The sequence below is a fragment of the Serratia sp. CY29653 genome (genome assembly GCF_052169255.1).
Taxonomy (GTDB): Bacteria; Pseudomonadota; Gammaproteobacteria; order Enterobacterales; family Enterobacteriaceae; genus Serratia; species Serratia sarumanii.
Genome location: NZ_JBJNLC010000007.1, coordinates 108,567 through 126,400 on the forward strand (window position 1 = coordinate 108,567; position 17,834 = coordinate 126,400).

Here is a 17,834-nt window from a genome sequence, read left to right on the forward strand (position 1 = left end):
GCTGTTTCAGTAATGGCGACGGTTTGATCACTGCGGCACAAACAGGCCGATCCAGCCGAAAATATTGAGCAGAATGCCGGTGATAATGACCGCCACCACCGGCGCGGCGATTTTCAGCACCGGGCGGCCGAGCGCTTCGTTAAGGAAATAGAGCGCCGCCGCCATGCTGAAGCCCGTGTACCCGGCCATTTTGATGGCCGCGAAAGTGGAGCCGATCAACAAGGCGAATTCCATCAGCATATTCATCGCGTTGCGGATATTGTCGGATGCATTGCGCACCGAAGGATATCGGCCCAGCCATTTGCCGATATAGCGCAGCAGCAGGATTTCCAGCGTGATGACGATGGCGCCCGCCGGTGCGGCAAGCCAGGGCGAGGGGGAAAGGTAACCGACGACAAAGACGAACGTGAAGCCCGCCACCGCATATACCCCGGTCGCCAGCGCGGTAGTGGCGATCAGCGGAATGAATCCAAGTCCGCGCATGAATTCGGCCAGCGCCGCCTGGTGCAGAAGGGCGTCTGATTCTTCGGGCGAGATGCCGGGCGCGTAGGCTTTCGCCAGCGTATAAATCGAGACTTCGGAGCCTCCGAAGATCTTCATGCTGGCGACGGCAGAAATCAGCGCGCCGGTTACGGCAATAAGCGGCAGGTTGTTGATAATGCGCTGTGTGCGCTCCTCAAACATCGACGGGGCCGAAGCCTCTTCACCCGTTGGGGAAGTCCGCCGATCTCTCAGATCGCGGAAAATCGCGATGCCCAACAGCAAAACCATACCGACGAAGATTTCGATCGACTCCGGGAACAGATGCGGGAAATAACGCACGACGATCAGGCGCGACAGCAACACCAGCAGGGCCGCGACCACGCTCTGTTTCCAGCCGAACTGGTAGAAAATGGCGACCAGGGGAAAGAGCGCGAAGGCCGACACGACCGGGTTACTCAGTTCCCCCAGCGCGCCAATGATGTCTACCGGCAGCGAGGTCAGGAGTTGGTTGATGGGCTGCAGGCTGGTGAAGACCAGAATGCCCCAGATGGCGCCGAGAATGAATGCCAGCCACACGTTGACGGCCAGCACGCCGATGATGTCGGTAGGCAGAAACAGCAGCCAGCTGTTCAGCAAGCCGGTGGACAAGGTAAATGAAATGCCGACGGAGGCCACGAACCCTATGCTGAGGCCAAAAGCGATGCTGCCCGCTTCCCGACGGTTCATATGGCCTTCCACCAGTTGCGGAAGGATAGGGCGAATGCCGTCATGAAAGACTGCCGCCGAACGGTGAGATAACAGCGCCGTCATGCCCGTCAACAGGGACACCAGAATGACGGAAAGGATAGGGTCCATTTTCGCCTCCTTATGACAGTTGCCGAATCAACAGCGGGATCGCATGTTCGACGTGCTCGACCGAAAGGCCAAACGCGACTTTTCCTTCCGCCACCCACTTCGTTATTTGCTCTTCTTTCGCACGAATGCCCGGCTTGGCGATCGTGCAGCATTTGTTGAAGCCGATGATGGCTATCGCGATGGACAGCGCAGCGCCGGCGCCGGTATTGCAGGCGCCGATGAAATAGTCCAGTTCGCCGTTTTTGACTCGGGCGGCGGCGTCCATGTCGCTTAAGATGCTGACGTCAAAAATGCCTGGGGCGGCGCTCTCGATGGCCTGTTTGATCTGTTCCCGCTGTAAACCTGCAATTCCGATTTTTTTCATGGCTATCACCTTATTATTTGAAGAACCGATTTGGGTTGTGTTGCAGCATTGCGGTCACGGCTTGCTGACCGATCCCCGCCTCCAGCAACAGCGGAACGAAACTGTCCATGAGGTAGCTGAAGCCGGGGCCGCCGTTGCCGCGCAGATGCGAACGGCGCGTGATGTCCATCGACAGCATCACCCGATCGAGCAGGCCGCGTTGCGACAGCGCGGTCAGCATCGCCACGCGTTTTTCATCCGGGTAGTAGCTGTTTTTGCCAATGGTGTCGAACTGCACCCACGCTCCCCGGTCGATCAGGTGCAAGACAGTTTCCAGATTGTCTTTCAGATCGCAGTGGCCAATCACGATGCGGTCGGCCGGCACGCCGTAAGATTGCAGCAGGGCGAGCTGCTCCGGCCCCATGGTGCTGAAGCTGGTATGCGTGGAGATTGGCCGCCCCGTGGCGTGGTGAGCGAGGGCGGCGGCGTGGAACATTTTTGATTCGTCGGGCGTGATTCGGCCCTCGCTGCTGCCGATTTCGGCAATCACGCCAGCGCACAGGCCGCTGCCGTCGATGCCGCATTCAATTTCGGCAATCATTTCGGCAGCCAGCGTTTGCGCGTCTCGGGTGGCGACGTGTTCGGGATAGAAATCCTGTTGGTAGTAGCCGGTGGAGAGCAGCACGTTGATACCGGTGTCGCGCATCAGGCGCGCGATGAAGTGGACATCCCGCCCCATATAGCGGTTCGTTACCTCGACGATGTTGCGGACTCCCCGCGCCATCAACGCCTCCATTTCATCGCGCAGCAGAGCATAGCTGTCGAGGCGACAGTCATCGTTATGCTTAAACGGTGAAAGATCGATGTGCAGATGTTCATGCGCATAGGTGTAGCCGTCGGCGTTGAGCCATTCAATCTGATCAGCCATGAGAATTCCCCTGCAATAATGAGAAAAAAGAGGTGCCGTTCTGCGGTGCGGGAGCGCCGAAGGCGTCGCAAACGGAGGCGCCCACGTCGGACAGCGTGGCCCGATCTCCCAGCCGGACGCCAGTAACGCCCGGGCGCCAGACCAGCAGGGGCACGCACTCGCGCGTGTGCTGTGAATGCCCGATCGTTGGGTCGTTGCCATGATCGGCCATGACCACTAACGCGTCGTCCTTATCCAGCAGCGACATGAGATGCGCCAGATATCCGTCCACCAGTTGCAGGCGCTCCGCATAACGCGCCACATCCTGCGCATGCCCGGCCAGATCGGTTTCCTGAATGTTGGTGCAGATAAACCGCCGGCCCGGTCGTTGCGCTTCGCTCAGGGTCAGCGCCATGATTTGCGCGGAATCGACAATCCCGCCGAAGTTATCGCCGTCGGGATTGGCGACGATATCCGCCACTTTCCCTATCAGGGATGTCGGGATGCCTTGACGTTGCAGACAGGCGGGAACCTGTACGGCCTCATCGACGCCGTAACCCAAATGAACGACCCGGAAGCCTTGCCGGTAGACGCCCGAACGCGGGGCATCGATGCCGGCGTACATGTCTTGCCGGCTTTGCGCCGCTGCGGCGATGGCTTCGTTGCTGGTGCTTTCTCCGCCGAAGACAATGACGCGGCTCACGGGCGCGCATCGCCTAACGATGGCGCCGATTTTTCTGACCGTGTCGTAATCGATCAGGTTCAGATTGGCGGTCACGTTGTAGACCAGGCCGGGGTCGGTTTCAAGGTTATCGCCGACGGCCACGGCGTCGTTGACCCAAAGGTATGCCGTATTCGCCGTCACCGGGAGCCGCTGCACCCGGTAGCCCGCTTTCCGCAGGGCGCCAGCCGTTTTATCCATGATTTCGCCGAACGGCATTCTGAAGGGCTGTTTGGGCTGAGTTCCCATAATTTCCTGATGCCCCATGAACGAGTCGGCGCCTTCATGTTGCAGCGCCGCTTTGCCGACGTTTGCCTGCGGATTGGGCTCCATCACGTTGGCCCGGTATCCCAGCGCGTTGATCAGGCCCAATCTTTCCATTGCGGGCAGGCGCAGGTCGGGACATTGCTGCAAGATATGGCCGCAGGTATTGGCGCCTGCGTCGTTCGGCCTGACTTGCGGCACATCCTCCATGGCGCCGACGCCAAAGCTGTCGATCACCAGGACTACAAATTTGTTCATGCTGTGTTCCCCCCTGATATTGGCGGCTAAGACGCCGACGGCGTTTGGCTATTGCCGCGAGACGATGGGATTGCCCAGGCTGTCGTAGAGCCCGGCCAGCGTTGGCCGGCCTGCGCTGATGCCCTGGATAAGCGCTACGTCGCTGCGGGTGACGAAGATCTGCGTGCGGAAACACATGATTACCGGGCTGCCAACCGCGAAATTGCCCTCCAGCCCCAGGTAGTAATCGATATTGTCCGATTTGAACGGCAGTGTCCGCGTCTCGCTGGGGGTATCCCCGGTGAAAACCAGCGCGTTCCGTAGGCGGCCGCGGCGGTAATAGCCGCCGCCGAAGCACAGGCTGTTCGATCCTGCGTTATGAGACACTTCCGACAGATACAGCATGGCGATGCGTTCCGGTTGATCGCCGTATTCATTGGCCGGAATGGTGCCGGTAAACGCGTGGCCAGGTTCAATATGCGTCGCGCCGCCGCGGGCAAGCGCAGGGATGGTGTTGCAGCTATTGGCCGACGGGGCGTTAACCTGCTCGATAGGAAAGCCCGCCGCGCGCAGCGTTTTCGCCGCGTTGACCAGCGTGGTAAAGTTCGGCGTGGTGAGGCTTTCGCCCGCCGTTGCCGACGCCAGGGCGCAAGGAAAATTCGTGACGCCGACGATCTCCACGCCGCCAAGCGCGGCGATGCGCGCCGCGACATCGACCAGCTCGTCAGGCTGGAAGCCGCCTTCCTGACCGGGGTAGACGATATCGCCGGTCTGGCATACTTTCAGCAGCAGGCGTTGCCGCATGCCGAGACGCCGGGCGCATTCGGCGATCCTGCGCGCTTTCTCAAATGAGAAAACCGTGATGACTTCCGGCCGGCATCGCAGCGCGCTCTCGATTTCCCCGTCCGGAATTTGCACTAAATGCCCCAGATGGCGAAGCGGCACGCCGTTATTGGCCAGGCATCGCGCCTCGCGGAAATCCACCGCCACCGCTCCGCTGAACCCCTGGTCGATAATTTGTTGGGTCAGCCAGGGATTGCGGCCGAACTGCTTGCTCATCACATACGGCGTCACACGATATTCTTCCGCCGTTTGCAGAATGCGGCGCGCATTCTGTTTCACCATATCCACATCGATCACCCAGGTGTCCGGCGTGAGTTTGTGCTGGCGCAGCAGCCCGATCGACGCGTCAATCAGCGGCTGATTTTGTTTGCGTAGCGCATCTAAAAACATAGGGTTGGCAACTCCTTAAGACAGCGGTTTCCGGAACATCAGATTGGCCGTCATTTAAATATTCATTTTTTTGAACATTTGTTGCGAAAAAATCAATGCCGCTGTTGGGGAGACAAGCCGAACAGGTTGGCCAAGAGATAACCTTCCTCGTTGGGATGCAGCCGTACGCTGAACTTTGCCAGCAGCCCATCATTCAGCCGCCGCAGGCGGGGCAGTTCACCCGATGCGGCGATCTCCTGCAGAAAATCCTCGCCCAGCGGTGCGATGATTTCGCCGCGCCGTGAACGCATCAGCGCGTTCGCCATATGCGCGATGGCCATCCATCCCTGTTCCTCGGGCAGCGGGCGCCCCCAGCGCGTTTCCAGATCGTCAATGACTTGCAACATGCCGCGGAAGATATCTTCATCTATCACTCCGGCCTGGCAAAGCAGCTTCATCTTCTCTTCCACAATCTCTCCTTCAATAGCTGGGCTCAATCTCTTCTGACACCACGGCGCGCTGATGCTGGCGAACCCGATGCGTATCGACAAAAGTATCCAGCAGTTTCCCGGTGCTTCGGTCATCGCTGCGGATTAAAATGGTAGCTTCCGTCGCCAGCACGACGCGTTGATCCCCTTCCAGGGGCACGGCCTCCAGCCCGTAGCGGGCCAACACCTGGCGGTTCTCGACGTTCCAGACGACGGCATCGATGGTGCCGTTTTCGAGCCGGCTCAGGCAGTCGTGGTAAGGAATTTCCACCCGTGCGACCGCCGCCGGGTCATAAATCATATCCGTCAGCAGCTTTTGGTCCATCGAACGGCAGTCCACGCCGACTCTGCGCACCGCGCCGTGATCCCCGCGGCGGCGAATGATTTGATGCGATACCCAAGAATGCTCTCCAAGCGTCGCCGCGATCTTCACCCCGTTTTCCGGCCGGCTTACATACTCTTCGGCGGCCAGACGCGAGACGACCGCCAGGTCATAAATGCCATTGCGCAAACATTCCACGCGAATATCCGCTCCCCGCATATGTGCAAAGTAGAACGGTACGTCGGAAAACTCGCGCTTCAATCCGCTGGCGAGCCCCTCGTACTCGCGGGTATAGGGTAACGGCATGGCGCAAACAACGCGGGAAATGTTGGCGTAATCCAGCAGCGACCTATAGTCCACATGGGTTAAGAAGCTGCCGTTGCGCCCGCTGCGTTGTACGGTTATGCAGCCTGCGTTTTCCAGTGTCTTGAGTGCCGCCTGCATCAAACCGATAGACAGGCCGTTGTCGCGGGCCAGTTCGCCAATCGTTTTTAATCGCTCCCCCGGTTGGCATCCCAGCAAGTACATCGCCAGACAGCTCAGCGATAACCCTTCTTTTTTTATAAATTGACTGCGGCTCATTTAAATATTCATTTAAGTGAAGATTTATGTCAGGGATACACCAAAAGCGTGGAGAGATCCAAAAATTACGGCGAATGTGTGATGAAGTGCACGTAGCGGTTATCGGTTTCCGCTTGGCGCGGAGAATCTGTGAGTTCTGCTGGCCGTCGCATAACCGACAATATCGGCCCGCCGTTTTTTTTGCTAAAATGACTGCCCATTCACGGTTAGTCAGTTCATTGATAATGAAGAAAAAACGGCCGGTACTCCAGGATGTGGCGGACAAGGTGGGCGTGACCAAGATGACGGTGAGCCGTTATCTGCGCAATCCCGACCAGGTTTCTGCCGCCCTGCAGCAAAAAATCGCCGTCGCGCTGGATGAGCTGGGTTACATCCCCAACCGCGCGCCGGACATCCTCTCCAACGCCACCAGCCGGGCGATTGGCGTGCTGTTGCCGTCGCTGACCAACCAGGTGTTCGCCGAAGTGCTGCGCGGCATCGAAAGCGTCACCGACGCGCACAACTACCAGACCATGCTGGCGCACTATGGCTACCTGCCGGAGCGTGAAGAAGAGCGTCTGACTTCGCTGCTTTCTTACAATATCGACGGCCTGATCCTGTCTGAGCGCCATCACACGCCACGCACCCTGAAAATGATCGAGGTGGCGGGCATTCCGGTGGTGGAGCTGATGGACTGCGTCTCGCCGTGCATCGATCTGGCGGTGGGCTTCAACAACTTCGAGGCGGCGCGCCAGATGACCCAGCAGATTATCGCGCACGGCCACCGTCACGTGGTCTATTTCGGCGCCCGACAGGATGAACGTACCATCATCAAACAGCAGGGGTATGAGCAGGCGATGCGCGAATCCGGCCTGGAGCCGTACAGCATCATGACCGCACGCTCTTCCTCCTATTCCGCCGGCGGTGAGCTGCTGCGCCAGGCGCAGCGCGACTACCCGCAGATCGACAGTATCTTCTGCACCAACGACGACCTGGCGATCGGCGCGGCCTTCGAGTGCCAGCGTCAGGGGCTGTCGATCCCGCAGGACATGGCGATCGCCGGTTTCCACGGCCATGATATCGGCCAGGTGATGGTGCCGAAGTTGGCCAGCGTGCTGACGCCGCGCGAACGCATGGGGCAGATCGGCGCCGAGCGCTTGCTGGCCCGGCTGCGCGGCGAAACGGTGTGCCCGCGCATGGTGGACGTCGGTTTCACCGTGATCCCCGGCGGCAGTATCTGAGCCATTTTAACGTTCTGTTTTAACACCCTTTCTTTTTGCAGCGCGCCCTGAGGCGCGCGGGTTATCCCGCCTGTAAGCCCGCCGCTCGTTGCCGGCATAAGTTTGATCTCTGTCCCAGAACGCGAATTTTAGCCGCTTACCCGGTTCCGGCGCTCATGTTGTTACCGGTATCATGATACCGGTAACAAAGAGTGTGCGGTCATCTTGCTGCAAGACTGAACCTCTGACTCAACAACACCTACAGCTCTTCTTAAACACCGGGAAAGAGCCTAAAAATAAAACAACCGCACGCTTTACGCCTATCGTAAAGAGAGTCGCGATAAAAGGTTGGAGAAAAATTATGCCATTAGTGATTGTTGCAGGCGGCGTAGCGCTGCTGCTGCTGCTGATGATCCGCTTCAAGCTGAACGGCTTTATCTCTCTGGTGCTGGTTGCCCTGGCGGTCGGGATCGCACAGGGCATGCCGGTCGATAAAGTCATCGGCTCCATCAAGGCCGGCGTGGGCGGCACGTTGGGCAGCCTGGCGCTGATCATGGGCTTCGGCGCCATGCTCGGCAAGCTGCTGGCGGACTGTGGCGGCGCGCAGCGCATCGCCACCACGCTGATCGACAAGTTCGGCAGAAAACACATTCAATGGGCGGTGGTGCTGACCGGCTTCACCGTCGGCTTCGCGCTGTTCTACGAAGTGGGCTTCGTGCTGCTGCTGCCGCTGGTGTTCACCATCGCCGCTTCCGCGCGCATCCCGCTGCTGTACGTCGGCGTGCCGATGGCCGCCGCGCTGTCGGTGACCCACGGCTTCCTGCCGCCGCACCCGGGCCCGACCGCCATCGCCACCATCTTCCATGCCGATATGGGTAAAACCCTGCTGTACGGCACGCTGCTGGCGATCCCGACGGTGATCCTGGCCGGCCCGGTTTATGCCCGCTTCCTGAAAGGCATCGACAAGCCGGTGCCGGAAGGCCTGTACAACCCGAAAACCTTTACCGAAGCGGAGATGCCGAGCTTTGGCGTCAGCGTCGCCACGTCGCTGGTGCCGGTGATCCTGATGGCGCTGCGCGCGGTCGCTGAAATGGTGTTGCCGAAGGGCCACAGCCTGCTGCGTTTCGCCGAGTTCTTCGGCGACCCGGTGATGGCGACCCTGATCGCCGTGCTGATCGCTATCTTCACCTTCGGCCTGAACCGCGGCCGCACCATGGATGAAGTGATGGGCACCATCACCGATTCGATTAAAATCATCGCCATGATGCTGTTGATCATCGGCGGCGGCGGCGCCTTCAAGCAGGTGCTGGTGGACAGCGGCGTCGAGCAGTACATCGCCGGCCTGATGGAAGGCAGCAACGTTTCGCCGATTCTGATGGCCTGGTCGATCGCCGCCGCGCTGCGTCTGGCGCTGGGTTCCGCCACCGTAGCGGCGATCACCGCCGGCGGCATCGTCGCCCCGCTGATCGCCACCACCGGCGTCAGCCCTGAGCTGATGGTGATTGCGGTCGGTTCCGGCAGCGTTATCTTCTCGCACGTTAACGATCCGGGCTTCTGGCTGTTCAAGGAGTACTTCAACCTGAGCATCATGGAAACCATCAAATCCTGGTCGGTGCTGGAAACCATCATCTCGGTGTGCGGCCTGGTGGGCTGCCTGCTGCTGGCGACGGTCGTATAATCTTTATCCGACGCCCTGCGGGGCGTCGGCGTTCCAGAGTATCTTTATCAGTCGGGACGCATTTGGCGCGCTCGCGCCAGTTCCCATAAGGGCATGACACAATGAGTAATCCACAGAATCACGTATTTATCCTGATGGGGGTCTCCGGCAGCGGCAAATCCGCCGTGGCCAGCGCCGTCGCCCGCGAGGCCGATGCCGCCATGCTGGACGGCGATTACCTGCACCCGCGCGCCAACATCAACAAAATGGCCGCCGGGCACGCGCTGGACGACAACGATCGCGCCCCGTGGCTGGCGGCCTTGAACGACGCCATCTTCGCCATGCAACGCACCAATCCGGTGTCGCTGCTGGTGTGTTCGGCGCTGAAAAAAAGCTATCGCGACCGCCTGCGCGAAGGCAATCGCAACCTGCATTTTCTCTACCTGAAAGGGGACAAGACGGTGATTGAGGAGCGCCTGAAACAGCGCAAGGGCCACTTCTTCAAACCGCAGATGCTGGTTTCGCAGTTCGCCACGCTGGAAGAGCCGGGCGAGCAGGAGCCGGATGTGCAGGCGATCGACATCAACCAGCCGCTGGACGGCGTGGTCGCCGACACGCTCGCCTGCATCAACCGCATCACCGCCCGCTGAGCGCGGGCCGTCGTCGGCGCCGCCAGGCGCCTACAGCTTCATGTAAGCCCGTATGCCGTCCAGGAACATCTGGGTCGACAGCATCACCAGAATCAGCCCCATCAACCGTTCCAGCGCGCTGACGCCTTTGCTGCCCAGCAGGCGCAGGAACAGGTTCGACATCAGCAAAATGGCCGCAGAGAGGCCCCAGGCGATCAACAGCGCCGCCACCAGATGGGGCAGCTGATGCGGATACTGGTGCGACAGCAGCATCAGCGCCGCCAGAATCGACGGCCCGGCCACCAGCGGGATCGCCAGCGGCACCAGGAAGGGTTCTTCGCCGGCGGACAGCCCGGAGCTGTTCCCCTCCTGCGTGGGGAAAATCATCTTGATGGCGATCAGAAACAGAATGATGCCGCCGGAAATGGAGACGGTTTCGGTGCGCAGGTTGAGGAACGCCAGAATTTTCTCGCCGGCGAACAGGAAGATCAGCATCAGCAGCAGGGCGATCAGCAGCTCGCGGATCAGCACTACCCGGCGGCGGCGCGGTTCCAGATGCTTGAGCACCGACATGAAAATCGGCAGGTTGCCCAGCGGATCCATAATTAAAAACAGCAATACCGTAGCGGAAATCATCTCTGTCATGGTGACCTCGTGATCGGGAAAACGCCTCGGCCTTTCCGGCCGCGTCCTTGCCTATAAGAAGGATTGCTGAGAAATCCCCAGCCATCGAATAAATTCACTTTGCGCCCGCGCCGACATTTTGTAAGGTGAGGAGATATTGCACACAACTCGTTATCACCTACATAAGCCCTTATCCGGGCGGGACACAGATATTATGAAAAACGTTGGTTTCATCGGTTGGCGCGGAATGGTCGGCTCGGTTCTCATGCAACGCATGACGGAAGAGCGCGATTTCGACGCCATTCGCCCGGTCTTCTTCTCCACCTCGCAGCACGGTTCCGCCGCGCCGGCCTTCGGCGGCCAGCAGGGCACGCTGCAGGATGCGTATGACATCGACGCGCTGAGCGCGCTCGATATCATTATTACCTGTCAGGGCGGCGATTATACCAACGAAGTTTATCCTAAGCTGCGCGCCAGCGGTTGGCAGGGGTATTGGATCGACGCGGCCTCTTCGCTGCGCATGCAGGACGACGCCATCATCATCCTGGATCCGGTCAACCACGCGGTGATTCAGCAGGGCCTGGACAACGGCATCAAAACCTTCGTCGGCGGCAACTGCACCGTCAGCCTGATGCTGATGTCGCTCGGCGGCCTGTTCGCCAACGATCTGGTGGAGTGGGCGTCGGTCGCCACTTATCAGGCGGCCTCCGGCGGCGGCGCGCGCCACATGCGCGAACTGCTGACCCAGATGGGCATGCTGCATGCCGACGTGGCGAAAGAGCTGCAGGATCCGGCTTCCGCCATTCTGGATATCGAGCGTAAGGTGACCGAGGCCACCCGCAGCGGCAAACTGCCGACCGATAACTTCGGCGTGCCGCTGGCCGGCAGTCTGATCCCGTGGATCGACAAGCAGCTCGACAACGGCCAGAGCCGCGAAGAGTGGAAAGGCCAGGCGGAAACCAACAAGATTCTGAACACCGGCAGCGTGATCCCGGTCGATGGCCTGTGCGTGCGCGTCGGCGCGCTGCGCTGCCACAGCCAGGCGTTCACCCTGAAGCTGAAAAAAGACGTGTCGCTGCCGGAAATCGAGCAGATGCTGGCGACGCACAACGACTGGGTGCGCGTGATCCCGAACGACCGTGAGCTGACCATGCGCGAACTGACGCCGGCGGCGGTGACCGGCACGCTGAATACGCCGGTCGGCCGTCTGCGCAAGCTGAATATGGGGCCGGAGTACCTGTCGGCGTTCACCGTGGGCGACCAACTGCTGTGGGGCGCGGCCGAGCCGCTGCGCCGCATGCTGCGTATTCTGCTGTAAACCCTCACTTCCTGGGGGCTGGCTACTTTCAGCCCCCTAAAGCCTTATTTTCCACTTTTTTGTTCGCCGCGTCCGCGTCGGGCAACGTCATCGCAAGCCCTGCTTCAATGAGCTGTACCCCGCATATCTCCTCGTCGGCCGCCGCATGCCGGCGCCGCCAGGCTGGCAGTTTTCTTAATGAAGAATTTTCCTGAGCAATGCTGAGCAGTTTTTAACAGACATTGGCTATGCTTAACGCATGGGCGAACAATTTTTCACCATGACTGAAATATTTCTAAAAATAAGCATAAAGAGCGAAATTCAGGTCGGCAGAGTAAAGATTGGTCAATAACCGACCGCAATCACGCTTTGGATACCGAATGCATTGCATGATGACCAAAACGGCCAAGGAATAACCAACAAGCCGTGCTTAGATCATGCTGTTAATCTAAGGAAGAAGACTATGCCTGTACTTCCCGATCGTGACGTGATTGATCAGATCATCTCCGGCCATTACGCCGACCCCTTTGCTCTGCTTGGCATGCATGCGACCGATAACGGTCTGCAGGTGCGCGCGCTGCTGCCGGACGCCACCGAAGTTTGGCTGATTGAGCAGCAAACCGGCCGGCGGCTGGTGCAGTTGAACTGCGACGATCCGCGCGGCTTCTTCAGCGCCGTGGTGCCGCGGCGCAAAAATCCTTTCCGCTATCAGCTGCAGGTCAGCTGGCGCGATCACCAACAGACCATCGACGATCCCTATCGGTTCGGCCCGCTGCTGCAGGACATCGACAGCTGGCTATTGGCCGAGGGCACGCACCTGCGCCCCTATGAACGCCTGGGAGCTCACCTCGCCACGCTGGATAACGTCGACGGCGTCAGCTTTGCCGTTTGGGCGCCCAACGCCCAGCGCGTCTCGGTGGTGGGGGAGTTCAACTTCTGGGACGGCCGCCGCCATCCGATGCGTCTGCGGCGTGAAAACGGCATCTGGGAGCTGTTCCTGCCCGGCGTGCGGGCCGGCCAGCTGTACAAATATGAAATCGTCGATTGCTACGGCAATACCCAGTTGAAAGCCGATCCTTACGCCTTCGAGGCGCAGATGCGCCCGGACACCGCCTCGCTGGTGGCGCCGCTGCCGGAGGTGGTGCCGTCGACGCAGGCGCGCCGCCGCGCCAACGATTTTGACCAGCCGATCGCCATCTACGAGGTGCATCTCGGCTCATGGCGCCGCCACACCGACAACCATTTCTGGCTCAGCTACGGCGAGCTGGCGGTGCAGCTTATCGACTATGTGAAGGACATGGGATTCACCCATATCGAGCTGCTGCCGATCAACGAGCACCCGTTCGACGGCAGCTGGGGCTACCAGCCGCTGGGGCTGTATGCGCCGACCCGGCGCTTCGGCACGCCGGCCGATTTCCGGGCGTTCGTGGCGGCGGCGCATGAGGCGGGCATCAACGTGATCCTCGACTGGGTGCCGGGGCATTTCCCGAGCGACGCCTACGGCCTGGCGAATTTTGACGGCACCGCGCTGTATGAATACGCCGATCCGCGCGAAGGCTACCACCAGGACTGGAATACGCTGATCTACAACTACGGCCGCCACGAGGTGCGCAACTACCTGGCGGGCAACGCGCTGTATTGGCTGGAGCGTTTCGGTATCGATGCGCTGCGGGTCGATGCGGTGGCGTCGATGATCTATCGCGACTACAGCCGCGCCGACGGCGAGTGGGTGCCGAATTACTACGGCGGCAACGAGAACCTGGAGGCGATCGCCTTCCTGCGTTATACCAACCAGACTATCGGCCAGGCGCAGCCGGGCGCGGTGACATTGGCGGAGGAGTCCACCGACTATCCCGGCGTCACCCTGCCGCCGGACGCCAACGGCCTGGGATTCCACTACAAGTGGAACCTCGGCTGGATGCACGACACGCTCAATTACATGAAGTGCGATCCGGTGCACCGCAAGTATCACCACAACCAGATGACCTTCGGGATGCTGTATGCCTATACCGAGAACTTCGTGTTGCCTATCTCGCACGATGAAGTGGTGCACGGCAAAAAATCGATCCTCGACCGCATGCCGGGCGACGCCTGGCAAAAGTTCGCCAACCTGCGCGCCTACTATGGGTTTATGTGGGCGCATCCGGGCAAAAAGCTGCTGTTTATGGGCTGCGAGTTCGCGCAGGGGCGCGAGTGGAATTTCGATACCAGCCTCGATTGGCATTTGCTGGAGGGGCTGGATAACTGGCACAACGGCGTGCAGCGGCTGGTGCGCGATCTGAACCACTGCTACCGGCAGCAGGCGCCGCTGTATGAGCGCGACTACCGCCCGGACGGCTTCGAATGGCTGGTGGTCGACGATCACGACAACTCGGTATTCGCCTTCGCGCGCTACGATTCGCAGGGCAATGAGCTGATCGCCATCAGCAACTTTACCCCGGTGCCGCGCTACCGCTACCGCATCGGCCTCTCACGCGCCGGCGACTATCGCGAGATCCTCAATACCGATTCGCACCACTATCACGGCAGCAACGCCGGCAATCAGGGGCGGGTCTCTTCCGAAGCGGTCGGTAGCCACGGCCGCGACTTTTCCATCTGCGTGACGCTGCCGCCGCTGGCGACCATTTATCTGCTGCGGGAGGCGCCATGACGGAGCTGACGGCCGGCCTCGCCGCGCCGCTGGGCGCCCATTACGACGGCGAAGGCATCAACTTTACCCTGTACTCGGCGCACGCCGAGCGGGTGGAGCTGTGCCTGTTCGACGGCCAGCAGCGCGAAGTGCGCCTGCCGCTGCCGGCGCGCAGCGGCGATATCTGGCATGGCTATTTGCCGGGCGGCAGACCGGGGCAACGTTACGGTTACCGGGTCTACGGCCCGTTCGACCCGGCGAACGGGCAGCGTTTCAACCCCAACAAGCTGGCGCTCGATCCGGCCGCGCGCGCGGTGGAGGGGCCGGTGGCGGATCACCCGCACCTGCACGGCGGTTACGAACAGCCTGATCCGCACGACAGCGCCGAGCTGATGCCGAAATGCGTGGTGGTGGACGAACAGTACGACTGGCAGGACGATCGCCCGCCCGCCACGCCCTGGGGGCAGACGGTGATTTACGAAGCGCACGTGCGCGGCCTGACGCTGCTGCACCCGAAGATCCCGCCGGCGCTGCGCGGCAGCTTTGCCGCGCTGGGGCACCCGGTGATGATCGCCCACTTCAAACGCCTTGGCATCACCGCGCTGGAACTGCTGCCGGTGCAGCAACATACCTCCGAACCGCGGCTGCAGCGGCTGGGGCTGATCAACTACTGGGGCTATAACGTGCTGGCGCCCTATGCGCCGGACAACCGCTACGCCAGCCTGAGCACCGACGGCACGCCGTTGAACGAATTTCGCGATGCGGTCAAGGCGCTGCACCAAGCCGGCATCGAGGTGATCCTCGACGTGGTGTTCAACCACAGCGCCGAGCTGGACAGGGACGGGCCGATGCTGTCGCTGAGCGGCATCGACAACCAGAGCTACTACTGGCTGACGCCGGAAGGGGACTACGTTAACGACACCGGCTGCGGCAATACCCTGCGGCTCGATCAGCCGCAGGGCGTGGCCTGGGTGATGGATTGCCTGCGTTTTTGGGTGCGGGAGTGCCACGTCGACGGCTTCCGCTTCGATCTGGGCAGCGTGCTCGGCCGCACGCCGGGGTTCGATCGCGATGCGCCGCTGTTCCAGGCGATGCTGGCGGACGATGTGCTGTCGCGCTGCAAGCTGATCGCCGAACCCTGGGACGTTGGCCCCGGCGGCTATCAGGTGGGGGCGTTCCCCGGCCGCTTTGCCGAATGGAACGACCATTACCGCGACGACATGCGCCGTTTCTGGCTGCAGAGCGGCGTGTCGCTCGGCCAGTTCGCCCGGCGTTTCGCCGCCTCCAGCGATCTGTACAACCAGCGCGGGCGGGCGCCTTACGCCACCGTCAACATGCTGACCGCCCATGACGGTTTTACCTTGCAGGACGTGGTCAGCTTCAACGAGAAACACAACCAGCCGAACGGCGAAGGCAACCGTGACGGCAGCGATCGCAATTTCAGCAACAACCACGGCGTGGAAGGCCTGGTCGCCGACGACGCCATTGTGCAACGCCGCAGGGCCAGCCAGCGGGCGATGCTCGCCACGCTGTTGCTGTCCCAGGGAACGCCGATGCTGCTGGCCGGCGATGAACAGGGACACAGCCAGCAGGGGAACAACAACGCCTATTGTCAGGACAACGCTACTACCTGGCTCGATTGGGCCACGGCGGATGACGCGTTGACCGATTACGTCGCGGCGCTGATCGCGCTGCGCCGCCAGATCCCCGCGTTGCAACAGGACCGCTGGTGGCAGCAGGACGACGGCAGCGTGCAGTGGCTGAACGCGCAAGGGCAGCCGCTCGACGCGCAGCAGTGGGAGCAGGGCGATCTGCTCATGCAGATCCTGCTGTCGCAGCGCTGGCTGCTGCTGGTCAACGCCACGCCGCAAACGGTGGAGATGAGGTTGCCGGAAGGCGATTGGCAGGTTGTCGCCCCGTTCACTCAGGAAGACTCACGGGCGGTGTTACCCGCCTGGCACCAGGCCGCGCGCTCGCTTTGCGTTCTGGTACGGAAATAATAAAAGGAGTCCGCTATGGTTAGGTTTGAAAATAAAGACCCCCTGATGTTGGCGCGCCAGCTGCCGATTAAATCCGTAGCGCTGATCCTGGCCGGCGGCCGCGGCTCGCGCCTGAAAGATTTGACCTCCACCCGCGCCAAGCCCGCCGTCCACTTTGGCGGCAAGTTCCGCATCATCGATTTCGCCCTGTCGAACTGCCTGAACTCCGGCATTCGCCGCATCGGCGTGATCACCCAATACCAGTCGCACACGCTGGTGCAGCACATTCAGCGCGGCTGGTCGTTTCTCAACGAGGAGATGAACGAGTTCGTCGATCTGCTGCCGGCCCAGCAGCGCCTCAGCACCGAGCATTGGTACAAAGGCACCGCCGACGCGGTGTACCAGAACCTGGACATCATCCGCCGCTATGAGGCCGAATACGTGGTGATCCTGGCGGGCGACCATATCTACAAGATGGATTACTCGCGCATGCTGATAGACCACGTCGAGAAGGGCGCCCAGTGCACCGTGGCCTGCCTGCCGGTGCCGCGCAGCGAAGCCGGCGAATTCGGCGTGATGAAGGTGGATGAAAGCGACCGCATCATCGAGTTCCTGGAGAAACCCGCCGATCCGCCGGCGATGCCGGGCAACCCGGATATGTCGCTGGCCAGCATGGGCATCTATATTTTTAATGCCGCCTACCTGTTTCAACTGCTGGAAGAGGATATGTCGACCCCCGGCTCCAGCCACGATTTCGGCAAGGATCTGATCCCGAAAATCACCGCGCAGCAGGCGGCGTGGGCGCATCCGTTTACCTTGTCCTGCGTGACCTCCAACCCCGATCTGCCGCCGTACTGGCGCGACGTGGGCACGCTGGACGCCTACTGGCGCGCCAACCTCGATCTGGCGTCGGTGACGCCGGAGCTGGACATGTACGACCGCGCCTGGCCGATCCGCACCCACATGGAGCCGCTGCCGCCGGCCAAGTTCGTGCAGGATCGCTCCGGCAGCCACGGCATGACCATGAACTCGCTGGTGTCCGGCGGCTGTATCGTCTCGGGCTCGGTGGTGGTGCATTCGGTGCTGTTCCCGCGCGTGCGAGTGAACTCGTTCTGCACCATCGACTCTACCGTATTGTTGCCGGACGTGAACGTCGGCCGTTCCTGCCGCCTGCGGCGCTGCATCATCGACCGCGCCTGCCACATTCCGGAAGGCATGGTGATCGGGGAAAACGCCGATGAGGACAGCAAGCGTTTTTATCGCTCGGAAGGCGGCATCGTGCTGGTGACGCGCGAAATGTTGTCAAAATTGTGAGTTAACGTGGGCGGCAGAACGATAGCCTGCCGCCTGATGAACGGTTCGATGGCTTGCGCAACGCGGCACGCATAACAGCGGCAAGCCTGCTT

15 protein-coding genes are annotated in these 17,834 nt (G+C 60.9%); 7 read left to right on the top strand and 8 right to left on the bottom strand.

Annotation, left to right across the window (positions count from 1 at the left end):
* Nucleotides 1-27 precede the first annotated feature (27 nt).
* The 7 genes from ACJ8HN_RS22620 to yhfZ form a co-directional block, all read right to left on the bottom strand.
* Nucleotides 28-1,338 carry a YhfT family protein gene (locus ACJ8HN_RS22620; protein WP_047570181.1) on the bottom strand — a complete coding sequence of 437 codons (1,311 nt, stop codon included), beginning with the start codon at nucleotides 1,336-1,338 and terminating at the stop codon, nucleotides 28-30.
* A 10-nt stretch (nucleotides 1,339-1,348) separates the two neighbouring features.
* Nucleotides 1,349-1,702, bottom strand: coding sequence for a DUF2620 domain-containing protein (locus ACJ8HN_RS22625; protein ID WP_033654455.1), 354 nt, complete (start codon nucleotides 1,700-1,702; stop codon nucleotides 1,349-1,351).
* Between the two features lie 13 nt (nucleotides 1,703-1,715).
* Nucleotides 1,716-2,609 (bottom strand): phosphotriesterase-related protein, encoded by an 894-nt coding sequence (locus tag ACJ8HN_RS22630; protein ID WP_047570184.1) that lies wholly within the window; start codon nucleotides 2,607-2,609, stop codon nucleotides 1,716-1,718.
* Nucleotides 2,602-3,831, bottom strand: coding sequence for a phosphopentomutase (locus ACJ8HN_RS22635; protein ID WP_047570186.1), 1,230 nt, complete (start codon nucleotides 3,829-3,831; stop codon nucleotides 2,602-2,604). Before ACJ8HN_RS22635 ends, ACJ8HN_RS22630 begins: the two co-directional genes overlap by 8 nt.
* Nucleotides 3,832-3,879: 48 nt before the next feature.
* Nucleotides 3,880-5,043: a YhfX family PLP-dependent enzyme gene (locus ACJ8HN_RS22640; RefSeq protein ID WP_060453123.1), complete on the bottom strand. Its 1,164-nt coding sequence runs from the start codon at nucleotides 5,041-5,043 to the stop codon at nucleotides 3,880-3,882.
* 92 nt (nucleotides 5,044-5,135) lie between these two features.
* Nucleotides 5,136-5,492 carry a hypothetical protein gene (locus ACJ8HN_RS22645; protein ID WP_033654451.1) on the bottom strand — a complete coding sequence of 119 codons (357 nt, stop codon included), beginning with the start codon at nucleotides 5,490-5,492 and terminating at the stop codon, nucleotides 5,136-5,138.
* Between the two features lie 10 nt (nucleotides 5,493-5,502).
* Nucleotides 5,503-6,414, bottom strand: a complete 912-nt coding sequence (gene yhfZ, locus ACJ8HN_RS22650; protein ID WP_049235332.1) for a GntR family transcriptional regulator YhfZ — start codon at nucleotides 6,412-6,414, stop codon at nucleotides 5,503-5,505.
* Between the two features lie 224 nt (nucleotides 6,415-6,638).
* Here yhfZ and gntR point away from each other — a divergent pair, with 224 nt between their 5' ends.
* The 3 genes from gntR (at nucleotide 6,639) to gntK (ending at nucleotide 9,920) form a co-directional block, all read left to right on the top strand.
* Nucleotides 6,639-7,634, top strand: a complete 996-nt coding sequence (gene gntR, locus ACJ8HN_RS22655; RefSeq protein WP_004930833.1) for a gluconate operon transcriptional repressor GntR — start codon at nucleotides 6,639-6,641, stop codon at nucleotides 7,632-7,634.
* A 340-nt stretch (nucleotides 7,635-7,974) separates the two neighbouring features.
* Nucleotides 7,975-9,291: a gluconate transporter gene (gene gntT, locus ACJ8HN_RS22660; RefSeq protein ID WP_033636339.1), complete on the top strand. Its 1,317-nt coding sequence runs from the start codon at nucleotides 7,975-7,977 to the stop codon at nucleotides 9,289-9,291.
* 101 nt (nucleotides 9,292-9,392) lie between these two features.
* On the top strand, nucleotides 9,393-9,920 hold the full coding sequence (gene gntK, locus ACJ8HN_RS22665; protein WP_033649350.1) for a gluconokinase: 528 nt from the start codon (nucleotides 9,393-9,395) through the stop codon (nucleotides 9,918-9,920).
* A 30-nt stretch (nucleotides 9,921-9,950) separates the two neighbouring features.
* On the opposite strand, the gene ACJ8HN_RS22670 is transcribed toward gntK, so the two are convergent.
* Entirely contained in the window at nucleotides 9,951-10,544 is a 594-nt protein-coding gene (locus ACJ8HN_RS22670) for a YhgN family NAAT transporter (protein ID WP_033654449.1), read from the bottom strand.
* Nucleotides 10,545-10,737: 193 nt separating this feature from the next.
* Between ACJ8HN_RS22670 and asd the strand changes: the two genes are divergently transcribed.
* The 4 genes from asd to glgC all read left to right on the top strand — a co-directional run bounded on the left by asd (nucleotide 10,738) and on the right by glgC (nucleotide 17,742).
* Nucleotides 10,738-11,841, top strand: coding sequence for an aspartate-semialdehyde dehydrogenase (gene asd, locus ACJ8HN_RS22675; RefSeq protein ID WP_033636337.1), 1,104 nt, complete (start codon nucleotides 10,738-10,740; stop codon nucleotides 11,839-11,841).
* A gap of 442 nt (nucleotides 11,842-12,283) precedes the next feature.
* Nucleotides 12,284-14,470, top strand: a complete 2,187-nt coding sequence (glgB, locus tag ACJ8HN_RS22680) for a 1,4-alpha-glucan branching protein GlgB (RefSeq protein ID WP_442523996.1) — start codon at nucleotides 12,284-12,286, stop codon at nucleotides 14,468-14,470.
* On the top strand, nucleotides 14,467-16,449 hold the full coding sequence (gene glgX / locus ACJ8HN_RS22685) for a glycogen debranching protein GlgX (protein ID WP_033649348.1): 1,983 nt from the start codon (nucleotides 14,467-14,469) through the stop codon (nucleotides 16,447-16,449). Before glgB ends, glgX begins: the two co-directional genes overlap by 4 nt.
* Before the next feature lie 15 nt (nucleotides 16,450-16,464).
* Entirely contained in the window at nucleotides 16,465-17,742 is a 1,278-nt protein-coding gene (glgC, locus tag ACJ8HN_RS22690; protein WP_004930810.1) for a glucose-1-phosphate adenylyltransferase, read from the top strand.
* Nucleotides 17,743-17,834: the final 92 nt, after the last annotated feature.